This is a genomic window from Microbacterium sp. CGR1 (assembly GCF_051062835.1).
Lineage (GTDB): Bacteria > Actinomycetota > Actinomycetes > Actinomycetales > Microbacteriaceae > Microbacterium.
This window is the reverse complement of the sequence record NZ_JAOTPG010000001.1, coordinates 1,370,488-1,388,943: the sequence shown is the minus strand read 5'-3', so window position 1 is coordinate 1,388,943 and position 18,456 is coordinate 1,370,488. Positions and strand designations below refer to the sequence as shown.

General features: G+C 68.6%; 17 protein-coding genes. 15 read left to right on the top strand and 2 right to left on the bottom strand.

What is annotated here, in order from left to right; genetic code table 11:
* Positions 1–6 precede the first annotated feature (6 nt).
* From rsmI to OD997_RS06785, 3 genes are read left to right on the top strand one after another with little or no spacing between them, the layout of a single operon-like run.
* Complete coding sequence (rsmI, locus tag OD997_RS06795; protein WP_434330924.1) at positions 7–825, top strand: 16S rRNA (cytidine(1402)-2'-O)-methyltransferase; 819 nt, start codon at positions 7–9, stop codon at positions 823–825.
* Complete coding sequence (locus tag OD997_RS06790; protein ID WP_434330923.1) at positions 825–1,442, top strand: class I SAM-dependent methyltransferase; 618 nt, start codon at positions 825–827, stop codon at positions 1,440–1,442. The genes rsmI and OD997_RS06790 overlap by 1 nt, the downstream gene beginning before the upstream one ends.
* Before the next feature lie 43 nt (positions 1,443–1,485).
* Positions 1,486–2,589, top strand: a complete 1,104-nt coding sequence (locus OD997_RS06785) for a LacI family DNA-binding transcriptional regulator (RefSeq protein WP_434330922.1) — start codon at positions 1,486–1,488, stop codon at positions 2,587–2,589.
* Between the two features lie 25 nt (positions 2,590–2,614).
* Here OD997_RS06785 and OD997_RS06780 read toward each other — a convergent pair whose 3' ends face one another.
* Positions 2,615–2,983: a VOC family protein gene (locus OD997_RS06780; RefSeq protein WP_056513531.1), complete on the bottom strand. Its 369-nt coding sequence runs from the start codon at positions 2,981–2,983 to the stop codon at positions 2,615–2,617.
* 66 nt (positions 2,984–3,049) lie between these two features.
* Between OD997_RS06780 and OD997_RS06775 the strand changes: the two genes are divergently transcribed.
* The 9 genes from OD997_RS06775 (at position 3,050) to OD997_RS06735 (ending at position 14,241) form a co-directional block, all read left to right on the top strand.
* Complete coding sequence (locus OD997_RS06775) at positions 3,050–3,502, top strand: MarR family winged helix-turn-helix transcriptional regulator (RefSeq protein ID WP_434330921.1); 453 nt, start codon at positions 3,050–3,052, stop codon at positions 3,500–3,502.
* 178 nt (positions 3,503–3,680) lie between these two features.
* Positions 3,681–5,345 carry an ABC transporter substrate-binding protein gene (locus OD997_RS06770; protein WP_434330919.1) on the top strand — a complete coding sequence of 555 codons (1,665 nt, stop codon included), beginning with the start codon at positions 3,681–3,683 and terminating at the stop codon, positions 5,343–5,345.
* Complete coding sequence (locus OD997_RS06765) at positions 5,342–6,322, top strand: ABC transporter permease (RefSeq protein WP_434330918.1); 981 nt, start codon at positions 5,342–5,344, stop codon at positions 6,320–6,322. Before OD997_RS06770 ends, OD997_RS06765 begins: the two co-directional genes overlap by 4 nt.
* Positions 6,319–7,233 (top strand): ABC transporter permease, encoded by a 915-nt coding sequence (locus OD997_RS06760; protein WP_434330917.1) that lies wholly within the window; start codon positions 6,319–6,321, stop codon positions 7,231–7,233. Before OD997_RS06765 ends, OD997_RS06760 begins: the two co-directional genes overlap by 4 nt.
* The gene (locus OD997_RS06755) at positions 7,230–8,954 is read left to right on the top strand and encodes an ABC transporter ATP-binding protein (protein ID WP_434330916.1); all 1,725 of its coding nucleotides are present in this window, start codon (positions 7,230–7,232) and stop codon (positions 8,952–8,954) included. The genes OD997_RS06760 and OD997_RS06755 overlap by 4 nt, the downstream gene beginning before the upstream one ends.
* A 14-nt stretch (positions 8,955–8,968) precedes the next feature.
* Positions 8,969–10,138 carry a glycoside hydrolase family 1 protein gene (locus tag OD997_RS06750; protein WP_434330915.1) on the top strand — a complete coding sequence of 390 codons (1,170 nt, stop codon included), beginning with the start codon at positions 8,969–8,971 and terminating at the stop codon, positions 10,136–10,138.
* A 43-nt stretch (positions 10,139–10,181) separates the two neighbouring features.
* On the top strand, positions 10,182–11,723 hold the full coding sequence (locus OD997_RS06745) for a molybdopterin-dependent oxidoreductase (RefSeq protein ID WP_434330914.1): 1,542 nt from the start codon (positions 10,182–10,184) through the stop codon (positions 11,721–11,723).
* 38 nt (positions 11,724–11,761) lie between these two features.
* Positions 11,762–13,354 (top strand): methionine--tRNA ligase, encoded by a 1,593-nt coding sequence (metG, locus tag OD997_RS06740; protein WP_434330913.1) that lies wholly within the window; start codon positions 11,762–11,764, stop codon positions 13,352–13,354.
* Between the two features lie 2 nt (positions 13,355–13,356).
* Complete coding sequence (locus OD997_RS06735) at positions 13,357–14,241, top strand: TatD family hydrolase (RefSeq protein WP_434330912.1); 885 nt, start codon at positions 13,357–13,359, stop codon at positions 14,239–14,241.
* Here OD997_RS06735 and OD997_RS06730 read toward each other — a convergent pair.
* The gene (locus tag OD997_RS06730) at positions 14,223–15,500 is read right to left on the bottom strand and encodes an MFS transporter (RefSeq protein ID WP_434330911.1); all 1,278 of its coding nucleotides are present in this window, start codon (positions 15,498–15,500) and stop codon (positions 14,223–14,225) included. The genes OD997_RS06735 and OD997_RS06730 overlap by 19 nt on opposite strands.
* A gap of 55 nt (positions 15,501–15,555) precedes the next feature.
* Between OD997_RS06730 and rsmA the strand changes: the two genes are divergently transcribed.
* From rsmA to OD997_RS06715, 3 genes are read left to right on the top strand one after another with little or no spacing between them, the layout of a single operon-like run.
* Positions 15,556–16,425 carry a 16S rRNA (adenine(1518)-N(6)/adenine(1519)-N(6))-dimethyltransferase RsmA gene (rsmA, locus tag OD997_RS06725; protein ID WP_434330910.1) on the top strand — a complete coding sequence of 290 codons (870 nt, stop codon included), beginning with the start codon at positions 15,556–15,558 and terminating at the stop codon, positions 16,423–16,425.
* A 9-nt stretch (positions 16,426–16,434) separates the two neighbouring features.
* On the top strand, positions 16,435–17,502 hold the full coding sequence (gene mgrA / locus OD997_RS06720) for an L-glyceraldehyde 3-phosphate reductase (protein ID WP_434330909.1): 1,068 nt from the start codon (positions 16,435–16,437) through the stop codon (positions 17,500–17,502).
* 13 nt (positions 17,503–17,515) lie between these two features.
* A complete protein-coding gene (locus OD997_RS06715) occupies positions 17,516–18,448 on the top strand; it encodes a 4-(cytidine 5'-diphospho)-2-C-methyl-D-erythritol kinase (RefSeq protein WP_434330908.1) in 933 nt (310 codons plus the stop codon).
* The last annotated feature ends 8 nt before the right edge of the window (positions 18,449–18,456 follow it).

Here is an 18,456-nt window from a genome sequence, read left to right as displayed (position 1 = left end):
GGGCGGGTGATCATCCTCGCTGCGACACCGATCGGAAACCTCGGGGATGTCTCGCGTCGCCTCGTCGAGGTGCTGGAGAACGCCGAGGTGGTCGTCGCAGAGGACACGCGCACCACCGGACGGCTGCTGCAGGCACTGCAGATCGCCAATCGGCCGCGGCTGATCGCGCTGCACGACCACAACGAGAAGCAGAAGGCCGGCGAGCTCGCCGCGCTCGCCGTCGAGACCGACGTCGTCGTTGTCAGCGATGCCGGGATGCCGGCGATCAGCGACCCCGGCTACGGACTGGTCGCCGAGGCCGTGGCGCTGGGCGTGACCGTGACGGCGATCCCCGGGCCGAGTGCCGTGCTGATGGCGCTCTCGATCTCGGGGCTGCCGACCGATCGCTTCACGTTCGAGGGGTTCCTACCGCGCAAGCCGGGGGAGCGGCGGTCGGCCCTGCGGGCGCTCGCCACAGAGCCCCGCACCATGATCTTCTTCGAATCGCCCGCACGCCTCGCCTCGTCGCTCGCCGACATGGGGGCCGCCTTCGGCGACGACCGCCGCATCGCGGTGTGCCGCGAGCTCACGAAGTTCTACGAGGAGGTGCGCCGCGGCACGTCGGCCGAGCTCGTCGAGTGGGCGACAGCCGGGGTCAAGGGCGAGATCGTCGTCGTGGTCGAGGGTGCGCCCCATCGCGAAGCCTCGGCGGACGACGCGCTCATGCAGGTGCAGACGCTCGTGGCATCCGGGGTCCGCCTCAAGGACGCATGCGCGGAGGTCGCCGCAGCCACCGGACTGTCATCTCGCGACCTGTACCAGGCAGTGCTCGCCGCGCGCAGCTGATGGTGCACGCCCAGGACGGTGCCATCGCGGCGGCGTACGACGCGCGTGCGGCGGAGTACGTCGCGCTGGCGGGCTCGATCGAGCAGATGGATGCTCGGGATGCGGCGGTCATAGCGGCCTGGCGTGACGGCACTCGGGGCTTGCTGTTGGATGCCGGCTGCGGGCCGGGCCAATGGACGGAGTTCCTGTCGCGCGGAGGCCGTGAGGTGCACGGCATAGACCTGTCGGCCGAGTTCATCGAGACGGCGCGGCGGCGGCACCCCGGCATCCCGTTCGAGGTCGGCTCGTTCCGCGACCTGCCGTTCGAGGCAGGGTCGCTCGGCGGAATCCTCGCCTGGTACTCGCTGATCCATATCCCACCCGCCGACGTACCCGAGATCCACGACGAGTTCGCCCGCGTGCTGGCCCCCGGCGGCAGCATCCTGATCGGGTTCTTCGACGGCGAGCCGCGCGAGCCGTTCGCGCATGCCGTCGCCCCGGCGTGTTTCTGGTCCGCCGACGCGCTCGCCGCAGTACTCGCCGACGCGGGCTTCGAGGTCGTGGCGAGCGAGGCCCGCGGCCGGGAGCCCGGCGAGGTCAGCGCCCGCCCCCATGGCTCGCTCATCGCCCGCCGCTGACGGCGGGTACCCTGGTGCACACGCAACCGGAGGAGGACCGAGCGTGAGCAAGAAGGCGACCGTCTACGACGTCGCGGAGCGCGCCGGAGTGTCGATCGCCACCGTCTCGCGGGTCCTGAGGCAGCCGGATGCCGTGCGCCCGGCCACCCGTGAGCGTGTGCTCGACACGGTCGCCGAGCTCGGCTATGTGCCCAGCGGCAGTGCGCGCGGGCTGGCCGAACGCCGCACCGGCGTTCTCGGGCTCTACTTCCCGGGCTTCGACGCGTCGGAGGACGCGCCGGTGCTCGATGTGCTCGCCGATGAGCAGGCCGACGCGCCGCCGTTCACGGTCGAGCAGGCGTCGGCGGACACCGATGCGCCGCATCCGACCATGCTGTTCCTCGACGAGGTGCTGCGCGGCGCCGAACTGGAGGCATGGAAGCAGGGATTCGTACTCATGATCGGTGTGGGCCGTGACGACCCCACCCGTGAGACGGTGCGCGACATCGCCGGTCGCGTCGACGGGTTGATGGTGCTGGCGCAGAGCGTGCCGGCCGATGTGCTCGCCCGGCTCGCCCAGCGGATCCCGGTGGTCGTGCTCTCGGGCCCCGCGCGGGGCGACAGCTACGACCACGTGACGGTCAACAACGCCGAGGCGATGACCGAACTCACCCGACTCGTGCTCGCAGAGGCCGACCCCGGGGGTATCGCCTTCCTCGGCGGCCCGGAGGACTCACCGGACGGTGCGCAGCGCTGGGACGGCTTCGCTGCCGCCGTCGCCGAGGCGGGGCTCGCCATCGACGACGTGACGGTGCTGCGTGGCGACTTCACCCGCGCCTCGGGTCATGCCGCCGCGGAAGAGCTCATCGCCCAGGGGGCGCCGTCGGTGCTGGTCGCGGCGAACGACCAGATGGCTCTCGGTGCGATCGACGCGTTCCACTCGGCGGGCATCCGCGTGCCGGACGATGTGAGGGTCACCGGCTTCGACGGACTCGAGGCGGCCGCGCTCTCGCGCCCCGCGCTCACGACCGTCCGCCAGCCGATGATCGATCTCGGTCGTGCCGCCGTGCAGCTGCTCGCACGACGCCTCGAGCACCCGGACGCCGATCCGATGACCGTGCGCCTGCCCCTGCAGATCCTCGTCCGCGAGAGCTCGCAGCGCCCCTGACGGAGCCCTGGCGAGGAGTCCGTGCTCAGGCGCGGTCGTGCAGCGTGATGCGGTAGCCGTCGGGGTCGGCGAACGTGAAGGTGCGGCCGAACGGGCCGTCGATCGGATCCGCGACGATCGTGTGTCCGTCGGCGGCGAGAGCGTCGTGGATCTCCTGCACATCGGTGGCGTGCAGCCAGATCGCGGCGCCGATCCCCGGCTGGTCGACCCCGTCGAGGTCGGTGCCCGGCGCGATGTCGCGCAGCGCGAAGGCGATCGGCGTCGTCTCGAAGACGACGGCGTGCGGGGGCCCGGCCTGCGAGCGGACCAGGCCGAGGTACTTCTCGTAGAACGCCTGGGAGGCGGTGAGGTCGCGGGTCTGGAGGGAGACGAAGTCGGGGCCGGTGACGGGCATGGTGGGACTCTTTCCTTGGTGTGTGTCAGTTATCTGACATGAATCAATGTATGTCAGAATACTGACATGAGTCAAGACGGCGTGGGCATCGACCTGGACACATCGCTCGGGTACCTGCTCAAGGAGGCTGCGAGTGCGCTCCGTGCGGCGATGGAAGAGGTGCTGCGCCCGCTCGGCATGACCATCACGCACTATTCCTGCCTCGAACTGCTCGCTCAGCGCCCAGGGCTGTCGAACTCCGAGCTGGCCCGCGGTGCGTTCGTCACCAGGCAGTCGATGAACGTCCTGCTGCAGGGGCTCGAGCGCGACGGCTTCGTCACGAGGCCCGCCGAACCTCCGACCGGCAAGGCTCTCCCGACGACACTCACCCCGCGGGGCAGGCGGAGTCTGGCGGCTGCGACGGCCGCGGTGCGATCGGTCGAGGTCAGGATGCTCTCGGGCATGACGGATGCCGAGCAGACGGCGGCGTTCCGGGCGCTCCAGAGCATGGCGCGCTCGCTGCGCGGCGGCGCCGGGTAGTCGCGAGTTTGGCACCGCTCCCATCCCTGTGGCTGAGGGGGATGGCGGCGCCTGGCCCCCTTGTCAAGGGGTTGCAATCGCAAAATGTATGCGCTTACAATCACTCATGCGGCTTCGGCCGCGGGGTGCCCCGACCCCCGGGACCCCCTTCATGACACAGACGACATGAGGTGGCAGTGTGGCGAAGACGCACATGCTCCGACGCTGGCGGAGAGCCGCGATCGTGGGACTGGCGGCAGCAGCCGTCGTGCTCAGCGGTTGCAGCATCCAGATCAGTTCGCAGCCCGATCCATCGATCGGCGACGACACGATGCTCATCAATGCGGACAAGGGGAACCCGTTCTTCACGCGGAACTTCAACCCGTACCTCACCAACACGCGCACGGCGTCGAGGTGGATCTATGAGCCTCTGATCCTGGTGAACCCGCTCGACGGAACCGAGAACCCGTGGCTGGCGAGCGAATGGTCGCAGCCCGATGCCCGCACGGTCGTGATGACGATCCGCGACGACGTCGAGTGGAGCGACGGCGAGAAGCTGACGCCCGATGACGTGGCGTTCACGTTCCAGCTACTCAAGGACAACCCCTCGCTCGACATCAAGGGCGCCTGGCAGCACCTCGAGACCGTCGAGGTCGACGGAGACGACGTCATCATGCACCTGCAGGCGGATGACGCGCCGTCGCTGCCGATCCTCGGTCAGACCATGATCGTGCCCGAGCACCTCTGGGCCGACGTGAAGGACCCCGGCACCTACCGCAACGAGAACCCGGTCGGCACCGGCCCGTTCGTGCTCGGCAACTACAACGACCAGCAGTACTCGGTGGACAAGAACCCCGACTACTGGCAGGCCGACAAGATCGAGATCGAGCACATCATCCTGCCGTCCACGAACTCGCAGCTCGACACCGTCACCCGCGGCTACGACTGGGCATACTCCTTCATCTCCGACGTCGAGGGCACCTGGGGTGCGGCCAGCGAGCACAACGCGTGGTGGTTCCCGCCGGGCGGCGTGATCGCCCTGATGCCGAACCTCGAGGTCGCACCGTTCGACGACGTGAACGTGCGCCGAGGCATCGCCCTCTCGCTCGACCGCGAGGAGATCGCCGAGACCGCATCCGAGGGGTACATGGAGCCCGCCGGACAGACCGGCCTCGTCCTTCCCAACCAGGAGGAGTACCTCGACCCGAGCATCCCCGATGGGGGCATGATCACCCAGGACACGGATGCCGCACTCGCCGCGTTCGCCGAGGCGGGATACACGCTCGACGGGGACCGGCTCGTGGGGGCCGACGGAAAGCAGCTCGAGTTCGCGTTGACCACGGCCAACGGCTTCTCCGACTGGACCCGCGCGGCGCAGACCGTGCAGAGTCAGCTGGCGAAGGTCGGCGTCAAGGTGACGCTCAAACTCCCGCAGCCGGCCGGCTACCAGAGCGCCATCAGCAACGGCGACTTCGAGATGGCCATCGGCGGCATGGGCAACGGCGACGTCTACCAGGCATACAACAACCTGCTCTCGAGTGAGTTCTACGTGCCCTCCGGTGAAGCCACTGCGAACAACTTCGAGCGGTACCGCTCGGACGAGGCCGATGCTCTGCTCAAGGAGTACCGCGAGACGGTCGACACCGCGCGCCAGGCAGAGATCGTGAAGGAGCTGCAGGCCATCGTCTATGAGGAGATGCCGGTCATCGGCCTCTACTACGGCGGCATCTGGGGCCTGTTCAACGATTCCAAGTTCACCGGATGGCCCACAGAGGACGACCCGTACATGATCCCGCAGAACTACGACTCGGCGCCGCTGGGCATCTTCACCCGGCTCGAGCGCGTGAAGGAGGATGACCGATGAAGTACGTCCTCCAGAAGGTCGGACTGTTCGTCCTCACGCTGTGGGCGGCCATCACGCTGAACTTCTTCCTTCCGCGTCTGATGCCCGGCTCGCCGGCCGACGCCGCGATCGCGAAGCTCTCGCAGAACGGCCCGGTGTCCGATGCGACGCGGGCCGCGATCGAGGCCCAGCTCGGTGTTCCGACCGGTTCCATCTGGGACCAGTACGTGGCCTACCTCGGTCAGGTCGCCCGACTCGACTTCGGCGTCTCGTACACGTTCTACCCGCAGACCGTGTCGAGCATGGTCTCGACCGCGCTCCCGTACACGATCGGCCTGGTCGGAATCGTCACGATCCTCGCGTTCGTGGTCGGCACCCTGATCGGCACCGCCGCCGCCTGGCGGCGTGGCACGTGGCTGGACTCGCTGCCGACTCTGACCGGGTCGTTCCTCAGCACCTTCCCGTACTTCTGGACCGCGCTTCTGCTGCTGTTCTTCTTCGGGTACGTGCTGCACTGGTTCCCGACGACCGGCGCCTACTCGGCGACCACCACGCCGGGCTTCACCTGGGACTTCTTCATCGACCTCGTGCAGCATGCGATCCTCCCGGCGGTCACGATCCTGTTGACGTCGCTCGGCGGATGGATCATCGGCATGCGCAACGCGATGATCAACACGCTGGGTGACGACTATGTCACCTTCGCCGAGGCGAACGGGCTGCACGGACGTACGATCGCCCTCCGCTACGCCGCACGCAACGCGATCCTGCCGAACCTCACCGGCTTCGGGCTCACGCTCGGCGGCGTGGTCGGCGGATCGATCCTCGTGGAGCAGGTGTTCGGCTATCCCGGTATCGGATATCTGCTCTTCAACGCCGTGATCGGGCAGGACTACCCGCTCATGCAGGCGCTTTTCCTGATGATCACCGTGAGTGTGCTCGTCGCCAACTTCCTCGTCGACATCCTGTACGGCGTGCTGGATCCAAGGACCCGCCGATGACCTCCACCATGAATGTCAAGGTTCCCTCCGACCGGATCGCGGCTCCCAGCCCGTGGCGCTCGTTCGCCCGGATGGTGGGCACCCTCTGGTCCAACGGCAAGGCTCGCCTCGGCCTCATCATCCTCGGTCTGTTCGTGCTCGTCGCGGTGTTCGCTCCGCTGATCGCGCCGTACGGCCCGAAGGACAACTCGTTCGAGCGCAACGCCGACGCGTCGGCCGCGCACTGGCTCGGCACGACGGCTGCGGGCGAAGACGTCCTGAGCCAGCTGATCTACGGTTCGCAGATCAGCCTGCTGGTCGGCATGGCCGCCGGCATCCTCTCGACGATCGTCGCAGTGCTGATCGGACTCAGCTGGGGCTACATGCGCGGATTCGCCGGAGAGGTGGTCGGCTTCATCGTCAACCTCTTCCTGGTGATCCCCGGGCTGCCGCTGATGATCGTGATCGCCGCGTACCTGCAGAACGGCGGCATCCTGATGATCATCGCGGTGATCGTCGTCACCGGCTGGGCGTGGGGCGCGCGAGTTCTGCGCAGCCAGACCCAGTCGCTCCGAGGCAACGACTTCGTCACCTCGGCGCAGTTCTCGGGCGACAGTCGGGCGCGCATCGTGTTCCGCGAGATCCTGCCGAACATGACGTCGATCATCGCGGGCACGCTCTTCGGAGCGGCGACCGCGGCGATCCTCGCAGAGGCGGGGCTCGAGTTCCTCGGGCTCGGCGACTCGAGCATCGTCAGCTGGGGCACCATGCTCTACTGGGCGCAGAACTCCAACTCGCTGCTCACCGGGCAGTGGCTGCTGCTCTTCGCCCCCGGTCTCTGCATCGCCCTGCTCGCTCTGAGCCTGACACTGATCAACTTCGGCGTGGACGGAATCTCCAATCCGCGCCTGCGAGAGGGGAAGGGACGATGAGCGCCATGGAAGCGAACACGCCCACGGATGACGTGCTGCTGGATGTCCAGGGGCTGTCCGTCGAGTACGCATCGCCCGGAACCACGCCGGTCACCGCGGTCGAGAACGTCTCTTTCACGCTGCGTCGCGGCGAGTTCGTCGGTCTCGTCGGCGAGTCGGGCTCGGGAAAGTCGACCCTCGGCTTCGCGCTGACACGGCTGCAGAAGCCTCCGGCCCGCATCAGCGGCGGACGCATCCTGTTCGACGGCCGCGACATCCGCGAGCTGGACGCCGAGGAGCTGCGTCGTCAGCGCCAGGGCGGGTTCGCGATGGTGCTGCAGTCCGGCATGAACGCGCTGAACCCTGTGCGGACGATCGGCAACCACTTCCGCGACATCTTCGCCGCTCACGGGCACGTCGCCCGTGAGAACCGCGATGCCAGGGCGCGCGAGCTGGTCGGCAAGGTCGGCCTCGACCCCGTGGTGCTCTCGCGCTACCCGGGTGAGCTCTCCGGCGGTATGCGCCAGCGCGCCTCGATCGCTCTCGCCCTCTCGCTCGAGCCGCAGCTGATGGTGTTCGACGAGCCGACCACGGCGCTCGACGTGCTCGTGCAGCACGCGGTCATGGACACGATCAAGGATCTCCAGCGCTCCGAGCACTTCACCGCGATCCTCATCAGCCACGACCTGGGCATCGTGCTCGAGGCGACCGACCGTGTGATGGTGATGCACGAGGGGCGGATCGTCGAAGACGCGCCGAGCCTCGACATCCTGCACCGCCCGCAGGACGAGTACACGCGGATGCTGCTGAGCCACTACGCCGACCCCCGGGCCGAGTCGATCTCGATCCCCGGGTTCGTCGACCTCGGCACCCGGCGACGCGAGGGACGCTCGCGCACCGACCTGACCGAGACCCTGCCCACGGTGTCGCAGCGCGACACCCGACGGGCAGACGCCGCGATCGTGGTCGAGGGCGTGTCGAAGCGCTACCCGGCTCCCCGTCGAGGGGAGAAGCCGGTCGTCGCGGTCGACGACGTCTCCTTCCGGCTCGAACCCGGCGAGGCTCTGGCTCTCGTGGGCGCCTCCGGATCGGGTAAGTCGACGATCGCGAAGCTCATCACGGGAGTCGAGAAGCCGACAGAGGGCACCGTGCGCTTCGGAGACGTCGACGTGGCCACGCTCCGCCGCACGGGGCTCCGGGATCTGCGCAAGGACGTGCAGATGGTGTTCCAGGACCCGTATGCGGCGCTGAACCCGCTGCACACGGTGGAGTACGCGCTGAGCCGGCCGATCCGCAACTACACCCCTCTTCGCGGTGACGAGGCCAGGGCCCGCGTGCTCGAGCTCCTCGAGACGGTGGGGCTGACCCCCGTCGAGCAGTTCGCCGCCAAGCTGCCGCATCAGCTGTCGGGTGGCCAGCGCCAGCGCGTGGTCATCGCCCGGGCGCTCGCGAGTGATCCGCAGGTGCTGATCGCCGACGAGCCCGTGTCGATGCTCGACGTATCGCTCCGAGCCGGCGTGCTCGCCCTGCTCGAGGACCTGCGCGAGAGGTGGGGCATCAGCATGCTCTACATCACGCACGACCTGCTCAGCGCGCGCCTGGTCACCGAGAACATCCTCGTGCTCAACGGCGGTCGCGTCGTCGAACGCGGCGAGACCTCGCAGGTGCTCCAGCATCCCGAGGACGAGTACACCGTGCAGCTGCTCGACGCCGTCCCGAATCCATCCCGAATCTCGAAATAGAGAGGAGAGCACTCGTGCTCACATTCCCTGACGGCTTTCTCTGGGGCGCTGCGACCGCAGCCCATCAGGTGGAGGGGAACAACACGACCAGCAACTGGTGGGCCATGGAGCATGCTCCCGGCTCGCCGATGGTCGAGCCCTCGGGCGACGCCGCCGACCACTTCCACCGGTACCCGGAGGACATGCGTCTGCTGGCGGACGCCGGTCTGAACTCGTACCGCTTCTCGATGGAGTGGGCCCGCATCGAGCCGGAGCGCGGTTTCGTGTCCCGCGCGATGCTGGATCACTACCGCCGCATGATCGACACGGCCCGCGAGAACGGGCTCGACCCGACGGTGACCCTGATGCACTTCACGGTGCCGCAGTGGTTCCAGAAGGACGGCTTCTGGCGCGCGGATGACGCGGTCGACCTGTTCTCCCGCTACGTCGAGACGGTCCTCCCGATCCTCGAGGGCGTGAAATACGTCTGCACGATCAACGAGCCGAACATCGCGGCGATGCTCGCCGGGGGAGAGGATGCGGCGAACCTCGTCGCATTCGGTCTGCCGAACCCCGACCTCGCGGTCGCCGACACGCTCCTCGACGCGCACCACCGTGCCTCCGAGATCCTGCACTCCGTCTCGGGTGTGCAGGCCGGATGGACGATCGCGACCCAGGCGTTCCACTCCACGGGCGAGCCGGGGGCCGACGAGATGGTCGCCGAGTACGGCGATCCTCGCGACCACTGGTATCTCGACCAGTCGGCCGGCGATGACTTCGTCGGTGTGCAGGCGTACACGCGCACCTTCATCGGACCCGAGGGCCCTCGGCCGGTCGCCGACGATGTCGAGACGACGCTCACCGGGTGGGAGTTCTTCCCCGAGGCTCTCGAGATGGGAGTGCGCAGCGCGTGGGAGCGCAGCGGCGGAGTGCCGGTGCTCGTGACCGAGAACGGCATCGCGACCGGCGACGACACCCGGCGCATCGCCTACACACAGGGCGCTCTCGAGGGGCTGCACCGCGCGATCTCCGACGGCATCGAGGTGAAGGCGTACCAGCACTGGAGCGCGCTCGACAACTACGAGTGGGCCAGCGGATTCCGCCCGACCTTCGGTCTGATCGGCTTCGACCACGAGACGTTCGAGCGCTCCCCGAAGCCCTCGCTCGCGTGGCTCGGAGAGGTCGCCCGCCGCAACGGGCTCTGAGCCGGACGACCCCGGGGCCCTGCCCCGGGGTTACCCTCGGATCATGAGCCATACAGCCGGTACGACGCGCGGTGACAGGCTCCGGTCGGCGGCCGCCGGGCTGAGCGCGGCTGTCGTCGCGGTCGGCCTGGCAGAGCTCGTCGCCGCGGTGGTCGAGCCGAGCGCGAGCCCGTTCGCCGTGATCGGCAGCGGTCTGATCGATCTCGCCCCGAGCTGGGCGAAGGACGCCGCGATCGCGCTGTTCGGCACGGGTGACAAGATCGCGCTGATCACCGGGATCGCGATCGTGCTCGTGGCGGTGGCCGCTATCGCCGGCATCCTGGAGTCCCGCAGGGCGGGTGTGGGGTCGGCGATCCTCGGCGCCCTCGGCGTGCTCGCCCTGGTGGCGGCGATGATCCGCCCGGGCGCCGGCCCCTTCGCCTGGCTCCCCGGACTCGTCGCAGGCGTCGCCGCGGTGGTCGCGCTCAGGCTGCTGATGCGCACCGTGCATCCGGTTCCGTATCTGCGCGCCGAGCACGAGGAGCGTCGGCGGTTCCTGCTCTGGACCGCGGGCGTCGCCGTCACCGGAGTCGCGGCACTCGTGATCGGCTCGGCCGCGCGCGGAGCCACCCGCTCGATCGAGGCGGTGCGCACGATGCTCCGACTGCCCTCTCCGACGCGGGCCGCCGCGGCGGTGCCGGCCACCGCCGAGCTGGGCGTCCCCGGCCTCGCCTCGGTCGTCACCTCGAACACCGAGTTCTACCGCATCGACACCGCGCTCATCGTGCCGCGCATCGACCCCGCCGACTGGTCGTTGCGCATCCACGGGATGGTGGAGCGCGAGGTCGTGATCTCGTGGGATGAACTGCTGACGCTGCCGATGACGGAATCGCACGTGACGCTCGCGTGCGTGTCGAATGAGGTCGGTGGTGATCTGATCGGCAACGCCCTCTGGCTCGGCCATCCGATCCGTGAGCTCCTCGCCCGCGCGGGGGTCGATTCGGATGCCGACATGGTGCTGTCCCGGTCGTCCGACGGGTTCACGGCGTCGACGCCGATCGAGGCTCTCACCGACGACCGCGACGCACTGCTCGCCGTCGGAATGAACGGCGACCCGCTGCCGATCGAGCACGGATTCCCGGTGCGCATGGTGGTGCCGGGGCTCTACGGCTATGTGTCGGCCACGAAGTGGGTGACTGAGCTGGAGGTCACTCGCTTCGATCGGGCATCCGCATACTGGACCGACCGCGGGTGGTCTGAGCGCGGACCCGTCAAGCTGCAGTCGCGCATCGACGTGCCGCGCCCTGGCCAGCGGATCGACGCGGGTGATGCCGTGATCGCCGGGATGGCGTGGCAGCAGCACGTGGGCGTCGACGGGGTCGAGGTGCGCGTCGACGAGGGGCCATGGCGCCGTGCGGAGCTCGCGACCGCGATCTCCGCCGACACCTGGGTGCAGTGGCGTCTGCCCTGGTCGGCCGAGAGCGGCGCGCACACGGTCGAGTGCCGCGCGATCAGCGCCGACGGCGAGACCCAGACGTCCGACCCGGCCGACGTCGTGCCCGACGGTGCCCAGGGGTGGCACCGCATCCAGGTGTCGGTCGCCTGAGCGTAACGACCCCCGTCTTCCCACCTAGAATTGACCGCATGCCCGCAGGCGAATCGTTCTACATCACCACGCCCATCTACTACCCCTCCGATGTGCCTCACATTGGCCACGGGTACACCTCGGTGGCGGTCGACGCGCTCGCGCGCTGGCACCGTCAGGGCGGCGATGACACGTGGATGCTCACGGGCACCGACGAGCACGGCCAGAAGATGCTCCGCGCGGCGGCGGCGAACAACGTCACCCCGCAGGAGTGGGTCGACAAGCTCGTCACCGAGGCGTGGTTCCCGCTGCTGAAGACCCTCGACGTGGCGAACGACGACTTCATCCGCACCACGCAGGAGCGTCACGAGACCAACGTGCAGACGTTCTTCCAGCGTCTCTACGACCGCGGCTACATCTACGCGGGCGAGTACGAGGCGCTGTACTGCGTGGGCTGTGAGGAGTTCAAGCCCGAGTCCGAGATCGTCGACGGCACCGGCCCCTTCGAGGGCCTCAAGGTCTGCGCGATCCACTCGAAGCCGCTCGAGCTGCTGCAGGAGAAGAACTACTTCTTCAAGCTCAGCGAGTTCCAGGACCGCCTGCTCGAGCTCTACAAGACCCAGCCCGACTTCGTCCGCCCGGATTCGGCGCGCAACGAGGTCGTCTCGTTCGTGAGTCAGGGACTGAAAGACCTGTCGATCTCGCGCTCGACGTTCGACTGGGGCATCCCGCTCCCGTGGGACGAGTCTCACGTCATCTACGTGTGGGTCGATGCGCTGCTGAACTACGCCACGGCCGTCGGCTACGGCTCCGACCAGGAGACCTTCGATCGCCGCTGGCCCGCGTACCACGTGGTCGGAAAGGACATCCTGCGCTTCCACGCCGTGATCTGGCCCGCGCTGCTGATGGCCGCAGGCCTCGACGTGCCCCAGGGCGTGTTCGCGCACGGCTGGCTGCTGGTCGGCGGCGAGAAGATGTCGAAGTCGAAGCTCACCGGCATCGCGCCGACCGAGATCACCGACGTCTTCGGATCCGACGCGTACCGGTACTACTTCCTGTCGGCGATCGCGTTCGGTCAGGACGGCTCGTTCTCGTGGGAGGACCTCTCGGCCCGCTATCAGGCCGAACTCGCGAACGGCTTCGGCAACCTGGCCTCGCGCACGACGGCGATGATCGAGAAGTACTTCGAGGGCATCGTTCCGCCGCCCGCCGAGTACACCGAGAAGGATCTCGCGATCCAGAAGATCGTGGCGGATGCCGCATCGAACGCGGATGCCGCGATCGAGCAGTTCCGCATCGACGAGGCGATCTCGTCGATCTGGACGATCGTCGACGCCCTCAACGGCTACATCACGGCAAACGAGCCGTGGGCGCTGGCCAAGCAGGCGAACAGCGGAGACGAGGCTCAGCGCGGTCGCCTCGGCACCGTGCTGTACACGTGTGCCGAAGGCCTGCGTGCCCTCGCGGTGCTGCTCTCGCCGGTCATGCCGCAGTCGACCGAGAAGCTGTGGGTCGCCCTCGGCGCCGCCGAGAGCCTCGGACGCCTGCAGGACCAGCCGATCCGCGAGGCGGGTTCGTGGGGCGTGCTGCGCCCCGGCACGAGCGTCAACGGTCTCGCGCCGCTGTTCCCGCGCGTGGAGTCCACCGCCTGAGCATGACGTACGTGCAGCAGCGAGACGGCGAGGGGCGCAAGGACCTCCACTACCCGGCGGCACCAGAGCCGCTCTCGGTGCCCGTCTACGACAACCACGCGCACCTCGAGATACTCGACGGCGATGAGCCGCTGTCGTTGACCGAGCAGCTCGACCGCGCAGCGGCCGTGGGCATCGCGGGCGTCGTGCAGGCCTCCGGCGACATCGAGTCGTCACGCTGGGCCGTCGAGGCGGCGGCATCCGACCCCCGCGTGCTCGCGGCCGTCGCGATCCACCCGAACGACGCGCCCGCGTATGCCGAAGCGGGGCGCCTCGGCGGTGTCGGTCTCAGTGACGCGATCGCGGTGATCGACGAACTCGCCGCGCACCCGCGCACCCGGGCGATCGGTGAGACCGGTCTCGACTTCTTCCGTACCGAACCCGAACGCCGTGCACCGCAGTTCGAATCATTCGAGGCGCACATCGCACTCGCCAAGAAGCACGGCATCGCGATGCAGATCCACGACCGCGATGCGCATGAGGCGGTGCTCGAGACGCTGACTCGCGTCGGCGCTCCGGAGAAGACGGTCTTCCATTGCTTCTCCGGTGATGATGCGATGGCGAGGATCTGCGCCGAGGCCGGGTACCACCTGTCATTCGCCGGCAACGTGACGTTCAAGAACGCGCAGAACCTGCGGGACGCCCTCAGAGTGACGCCGCTCGATCGCATCCTCGTCGAGACCGATGCTCCGTTCCTCACGCCGACGCCGCTGCGCGGCCGGCCGAACGCCCCCTATCTCGTGCCGATCACGGTGCGGTTCATGGCGGCGGAACTCGGCATCGAGGTCGATGAGCTGTCTGCCCAGCTCGCCGCCAACACCCTGCGGGTCTACGGCTCGTTCGACTGAATCTCGATCGCCTGCGTGTCGGAGACCGGCTTCGCCGAGACGATCTGCGAGATCGGCTTCCAGACCAGGAGCAGCGTGAGCGCGGCGCCGACGAACGCGAACCACCAGGGAGCGGTGAGCCCCCAGACCTGGGCGATCACACCGCCGAGGGCCTGGCCGATCACCATGCCGCCGAACACGCCGACCATGTTGACGGACGCGACCCGGCCCTGCAGCTCGGCCGGCACCAGACGCTGACGCACCGTGGTCGAGATCGTGCCCCAGACGAAGGCGTAGGCGCCGAACACGAACATGATCACGAGCGCCACCCATCCGACGGTCGTGAGCGCGAAGGCCAGGTGCATCAGCACCTCGAGCGACAGCACCACGCGCATGAGCGTCGCGAACGACACGTGGCGTTCGAGCCACCCGAAGCTCAGCGTGGCGAGGATGCCGCCCGCAGCGGATGCCGTCGTCAGCGCTCCGTAGCCCACCGCGCCCATGTTCAGGTGCTCGGTGGCGTAGAGCACGAGCACGCCCCAGGGCGCCGCCCACGTCACGTTGAACACGAGGATGATTAGCACGAGCATCCGCACCGGCGGGTTCTGCCACAGCCAGCGGAGCCCCTCACCGATGTCGGTGTGGACGTGTGACTTCACGCCGTCTCCTGCAGACCGGGGAGGGACGGGCGTCCGCGCCATGCGCGAGATCAGCACGACCGCGAGCAGGACGCAGAGGATCTCGAGCAGGAACGGCCAGGCGGTTCCCGCGGCGAAGAGGAAGGCGCCGAGCGGGGGACCGGCGAACTGGTTCGCGACCAGGTATCCGGCCTGCAGCCGGGCGTTGCCGATGCCGAGGTCGGCGGGCTTCACGAGCATCGGCAGCAGCGTGCTGCCTGCCGTGTCGACGAACACCTCGGCGGTGCCGTAGAGGAAGGCCACCGCGAGCACGATCCAGATGTTGGCCGTGCCGGTCAGTAGGAAGACGCAGAGGCCGGCGAGCACGACCGCGCGCGCGGCGTTGGCCACCATCACCAGCCGACGGCGGTCGAACCGATCGGCGATCGCCCCCGCGTGCAGGCCGAAAAGGAGCCAGGGCAGGAACTGCAGGATGGCGCCGGACGCGACGAGGATCGGCGACGACGTCATCGACGCGATGAGCAGGGGAGCGGCAGCGAGAGCGACACCGTCTCCGACGTTGCTCGTCCACGATGACGCGAGCAGCCAGCGGAAATCCCTGCCCATGCGCTGTGGTGCGATCAGTTCACCGAGGGAGGGCATCACAGAAGACTACTGGCCGGTTCGGACACTGATGGTGGTGGGGGACAATGGAGCAATGACAGTCACCCTGCTCGGCGCCACCGAGATCCGCCGGCTCGCGGCCGAGCTCGATGTCACCCCGACCAAGAAGCTCGGACAGAACTTCGTCGTCGACGCGAACACGGTCCGCAAGATCGTGCATGCAGCGCGGGTGCAGCCGGGGGAGCGGGTCGTCGAGGTCGGGCCGGGGCTCGGCTCGCTCACCCTCGCGATCCTTGAGGCCGGGGCGTCCGTCACCGCCGTCGAGATCGACCACCGGCTCGCAGCCAGGCTGTCGCAGACCGTCGTCGAACACGGAGTGCCGGCCGAGATGCTGACGGTCGTCGATGCCGACGCGCTGCGCATCACCGAGCTGCCCGGCGAACCGACCGTGCTCGTGGCCAACCTTCCCTACAACGTCTCGGTCCCCGTGCTGCTGCACTTCCTCGAGAACTTCTCGTATCTGAAGCGCGGTGTCGTGATGGTGCAGGCCGAGGTCGCCGAGCGCATCGCGGCCAAGCCGGGCTCCAAGATCTACGGCACCCCGAGCGTCAAGGCAGCCTGGTACGGCGAGTGGAAGCTGTCGGGCACCGTGTCTCGTCAGGTCTTCTGGCCGGTGCCCAACGTCGACAGCCTCCTTGTCGGCTTCGACCGGTCGGAGGGCGAGCGCGGCACGGAGGACGAACGCCGACTCACCTTCAAGATCGTGGATGCCGCCTTCAACCAGCGCCGCAAGATGCTGCGTCAGGCGCTGTCCGACCTCTTCGGCAGCTCAGCCGCGGCATCCGAGATCCTGATCGCCGCCGGGGTCGCGCCGACCGCTCGTGGCGAGGACCTCACGGTCGATGACTATCACCGTGTTGCGCGGCACGTCGCTCAGATCGAAGACGCCGTCGTCACCGACTAATCTGGCACCGTGACCGACTCTCCCCGCTTCCGTCCGAACATCCCCGAGCTGCACCGGCCGTACGCCGCCGACGAGAGCCGCTACCAGCAGTTCGAGTACCGCCAGGTGGGCACGTCCGGCCTGTTCCTGCCGCCGATCTCGCTCGGGCTGTGGTGGAACTTCGGCGACAACATCCCGCTCGACAACCAGCGCGCGCTGCTGCGCCACGCGTTCGACCGCGGCATCACGCACTTCGACCTCGCGAACAACTACGGCCCGCCGTACGGCTCGGCCGAGAAGAACTTCGGGCGGATCTTCGCCGAGGACTTCCGCCCCTACCGCGATGAGCTGATCATCTCGTCGAAGGCCGGCTGGGACATGTGGCCCGGACCCTACGGCGACTTCGCGAGCCGCAAGTACATCCTCGCGAGCGCCGAGCAGTCGCTGACCCGCATGGGGCTCGACTACGTCGACATCTTCTACTCGCACCGTGCCGACCCGGTGACGCCGGTCGCCGAGACGGTCGCTGCGCTCGACACGCTCGTGCGCCAGGGCAAGGCCCTCTACGTCGGCATCTCGTCGTACAGTGCCGAGCGCACGGCCGAGGCCGTCGCCGTCGCCACCGAGCTCGGCACGCCGCTCGTGATCCACCAGCCCGCGTACTCGATCCTCAACCGCTGGGTCGAGGACGGTCTCACCGAGACCCTCGAGCAGGCGGGAGTCGGTGCGATCGCGTTCACGCCGCTCGCGCAGGGTCTGCTCACCGACAAGTACCTCGGCGACGGCACCGCGGCGCGCGCGCAGAAGCGCGGGTCGCTTCCTGAGGCTCCGCTGTCGGATGCCGCGGTCGAGACGCTCCGCTCGCTGAACGACATCGCGAAGGAGCGTGGGCAGTCGCTCGCGCAGCTGGCGATCCAGTGGACGCTGCGCAACCCCGTGGTCGCCTCCGCGCTGGTCGGAGCGTCGCGCCCCGAGCAGCTCGACGAGAACATCGCCGCGGTGAACGGTCCCGACTTCACCGCCGAGCAGCTCGCACGCATCGACGAGGCGGCGGGCGCCATCGACGTCGACCTGTGGGCGTCGTCCACGGAGCTGTGACAGGAACGCCCAGATGAGCTTCGCCGCCCCCGTCGACTCGGTCCACGTCCGCGCTCCGGGAAAGATCAACGTCTACCTCGGTGTGGGTGGTCGTCACGACGACGGCTACCACGCGCTCGCGACGGTGTTCCAGGCGGTGTCGCTGTACGAGGACGTGATCGCCAGGCACGCCGACGACTTCTCGATCACGGTATCGGGTGTCGATGACCCCGACTCGGTGCCGTTGGATGATCGGAACCTCGCCATGCGGGCGGCGAAGCTGCTCGCCACCGCGGCGGAGTACGACGGGGGCGTCGCGCTGGAGATCCGCAAGAGCGTGCCGGTCGCCGGCGGGATGGGCGGCGGATCGGCGGATGCGGCCGCAGCCCTCGTCGCGTGCGATGCCCTGTGGGGCACCGGCTTCTCGACGGCTCGCCTGCACGAGCTCGGCGCACGTCTCGGCGCCGATGTCCCGTTCGCGCTGCACGGCGGTACCGCGGTCGGCACCGGTCGGGGTGACCAGCTGAACCCGGCGCTCGCCCGAGGGCGCTTCGACTGGGTGCTCGTCCAGAGCGACGAGGGGCTCTCGACGCCGGTGGTCTACGCCCGGCTCGATTCCCTGCGGGACGACGAGGGCGCTCTCGCCGATGATCCGCCGCTGTCCCTGGAGGTGCCGGCGCCGGTGCTCCAGGCGTTGCGTTCGGGCGATCCGGATCTGCTGGCCGAGAGCATCTACAACGATCTGCAGGAGGCCGCTCTGTACGAGCGCCCGGAGCTCGAGACCACGATCCTGCGCGGCATCCACGCCGGAGCCCTGCAGGGGATCGTGTCCGGCTCCGGCCCCACGGTCGCTCTGCTCTGCGCGAGTCCCGAAGGGGCGCAGGAGGTGCAGTCGCTGCTGCGTGAGCACGGCCTCGAGTCGCTGCATGTGCACGGCCCCGTGCAGGGCGCCCGCATCATCTCCTGAGCGATCCC

What these genes read in the sequence shown, in the direction of transcription:
- OD997_RS06790 (WP_434330923.1), top strand. Translation starts at nt 825, where the DNA reads ATGGTGCACGCCCAGGACGGTGCCATCGCGGCGGCGTACGACGCGCGT.
- OD997_RS06780 (WP_056513531.1), bottom strand. Translation starts at nt 2,983, where the DNA reads ATGCCCGTCACCGGCCCCGACTTCGTCTCCCTCCAGACCCGCGACCTC.
- OD997_RS06775 (WP_434330921.1), top strand. Translation starts at nt 3,050, where the DNA reads ATGAGTCAAGACGGCGTGGGCATCGACCTGGACACATCGCTCGGGTAC.
- OD997_RS06765 (WP_434330918.1), top strand. Translation starts at nt 5,342, where the DNA reads ATGAAGTACGTCCTCCAGAAGGTCGGACTGTTCGTCCTCACGCTGTGG.
- OD997_RS06760 (WP_434330917.1), top strand. Translation starts at nt 6,319, where the DNA reads ATGACCTCCACCATGAATGTCAAGGTTCCCTCCGACCGGATCGCGGCT.
- OD997_RS06755 (WP_434330916.1), top strand. Translation starts at nt 7,230, where the DNA reads ATGAGCGCCATGGAAGCGAACACGCCCACGGATGACGTGCTGCTGGAT.
- OD997_RS06745 (WP_434330914.1), top strand. Translation starts at nt 10,182, where the DNA reads ATGAGCCATACAGCCGGTACGACGCGCGGTGACAGGCTCCGGTCGGCG.
- metG (WP_434330913.1), top strand. Translation starts at nt 11,762, where the DNA reads ATGCCCGCAGGCGAATCGTTCTACATCACCACGCCCATCTACTACCCC.
- OD997_RS06735 (WP_434330912.1), top strand. Translation starts at nt 13,357, where the DNA reads ATGACGTACGTGCAGCAGCGAGACGGCGAGGGGCGCAAGGACCTCCAC.
- OD997_RS06730 (WP_434330911.1), bottom strand. Translation starts at nt 15,500, where the DNA reads ATGCCCTCCCTCGGTGAACTGATCGCACCACAGCGCATGGGCAGGGAT.
- rsmA (WP_434330910.1), top strand. Translation starts at nt 15,556, where the DNA reads ATGACAGTCACCCTGCTCGGCGCCACCGAGATCCGCCGGCTCGCGGCC.
- OD997_RS06715 (WP_434330908.1), top strand. Translation starts at nt 17,516, where the DNA reads ATGAGCTTCGCCGCCCCCGTCGACTCGGTCCACGTCCGCGCTCCGGGA.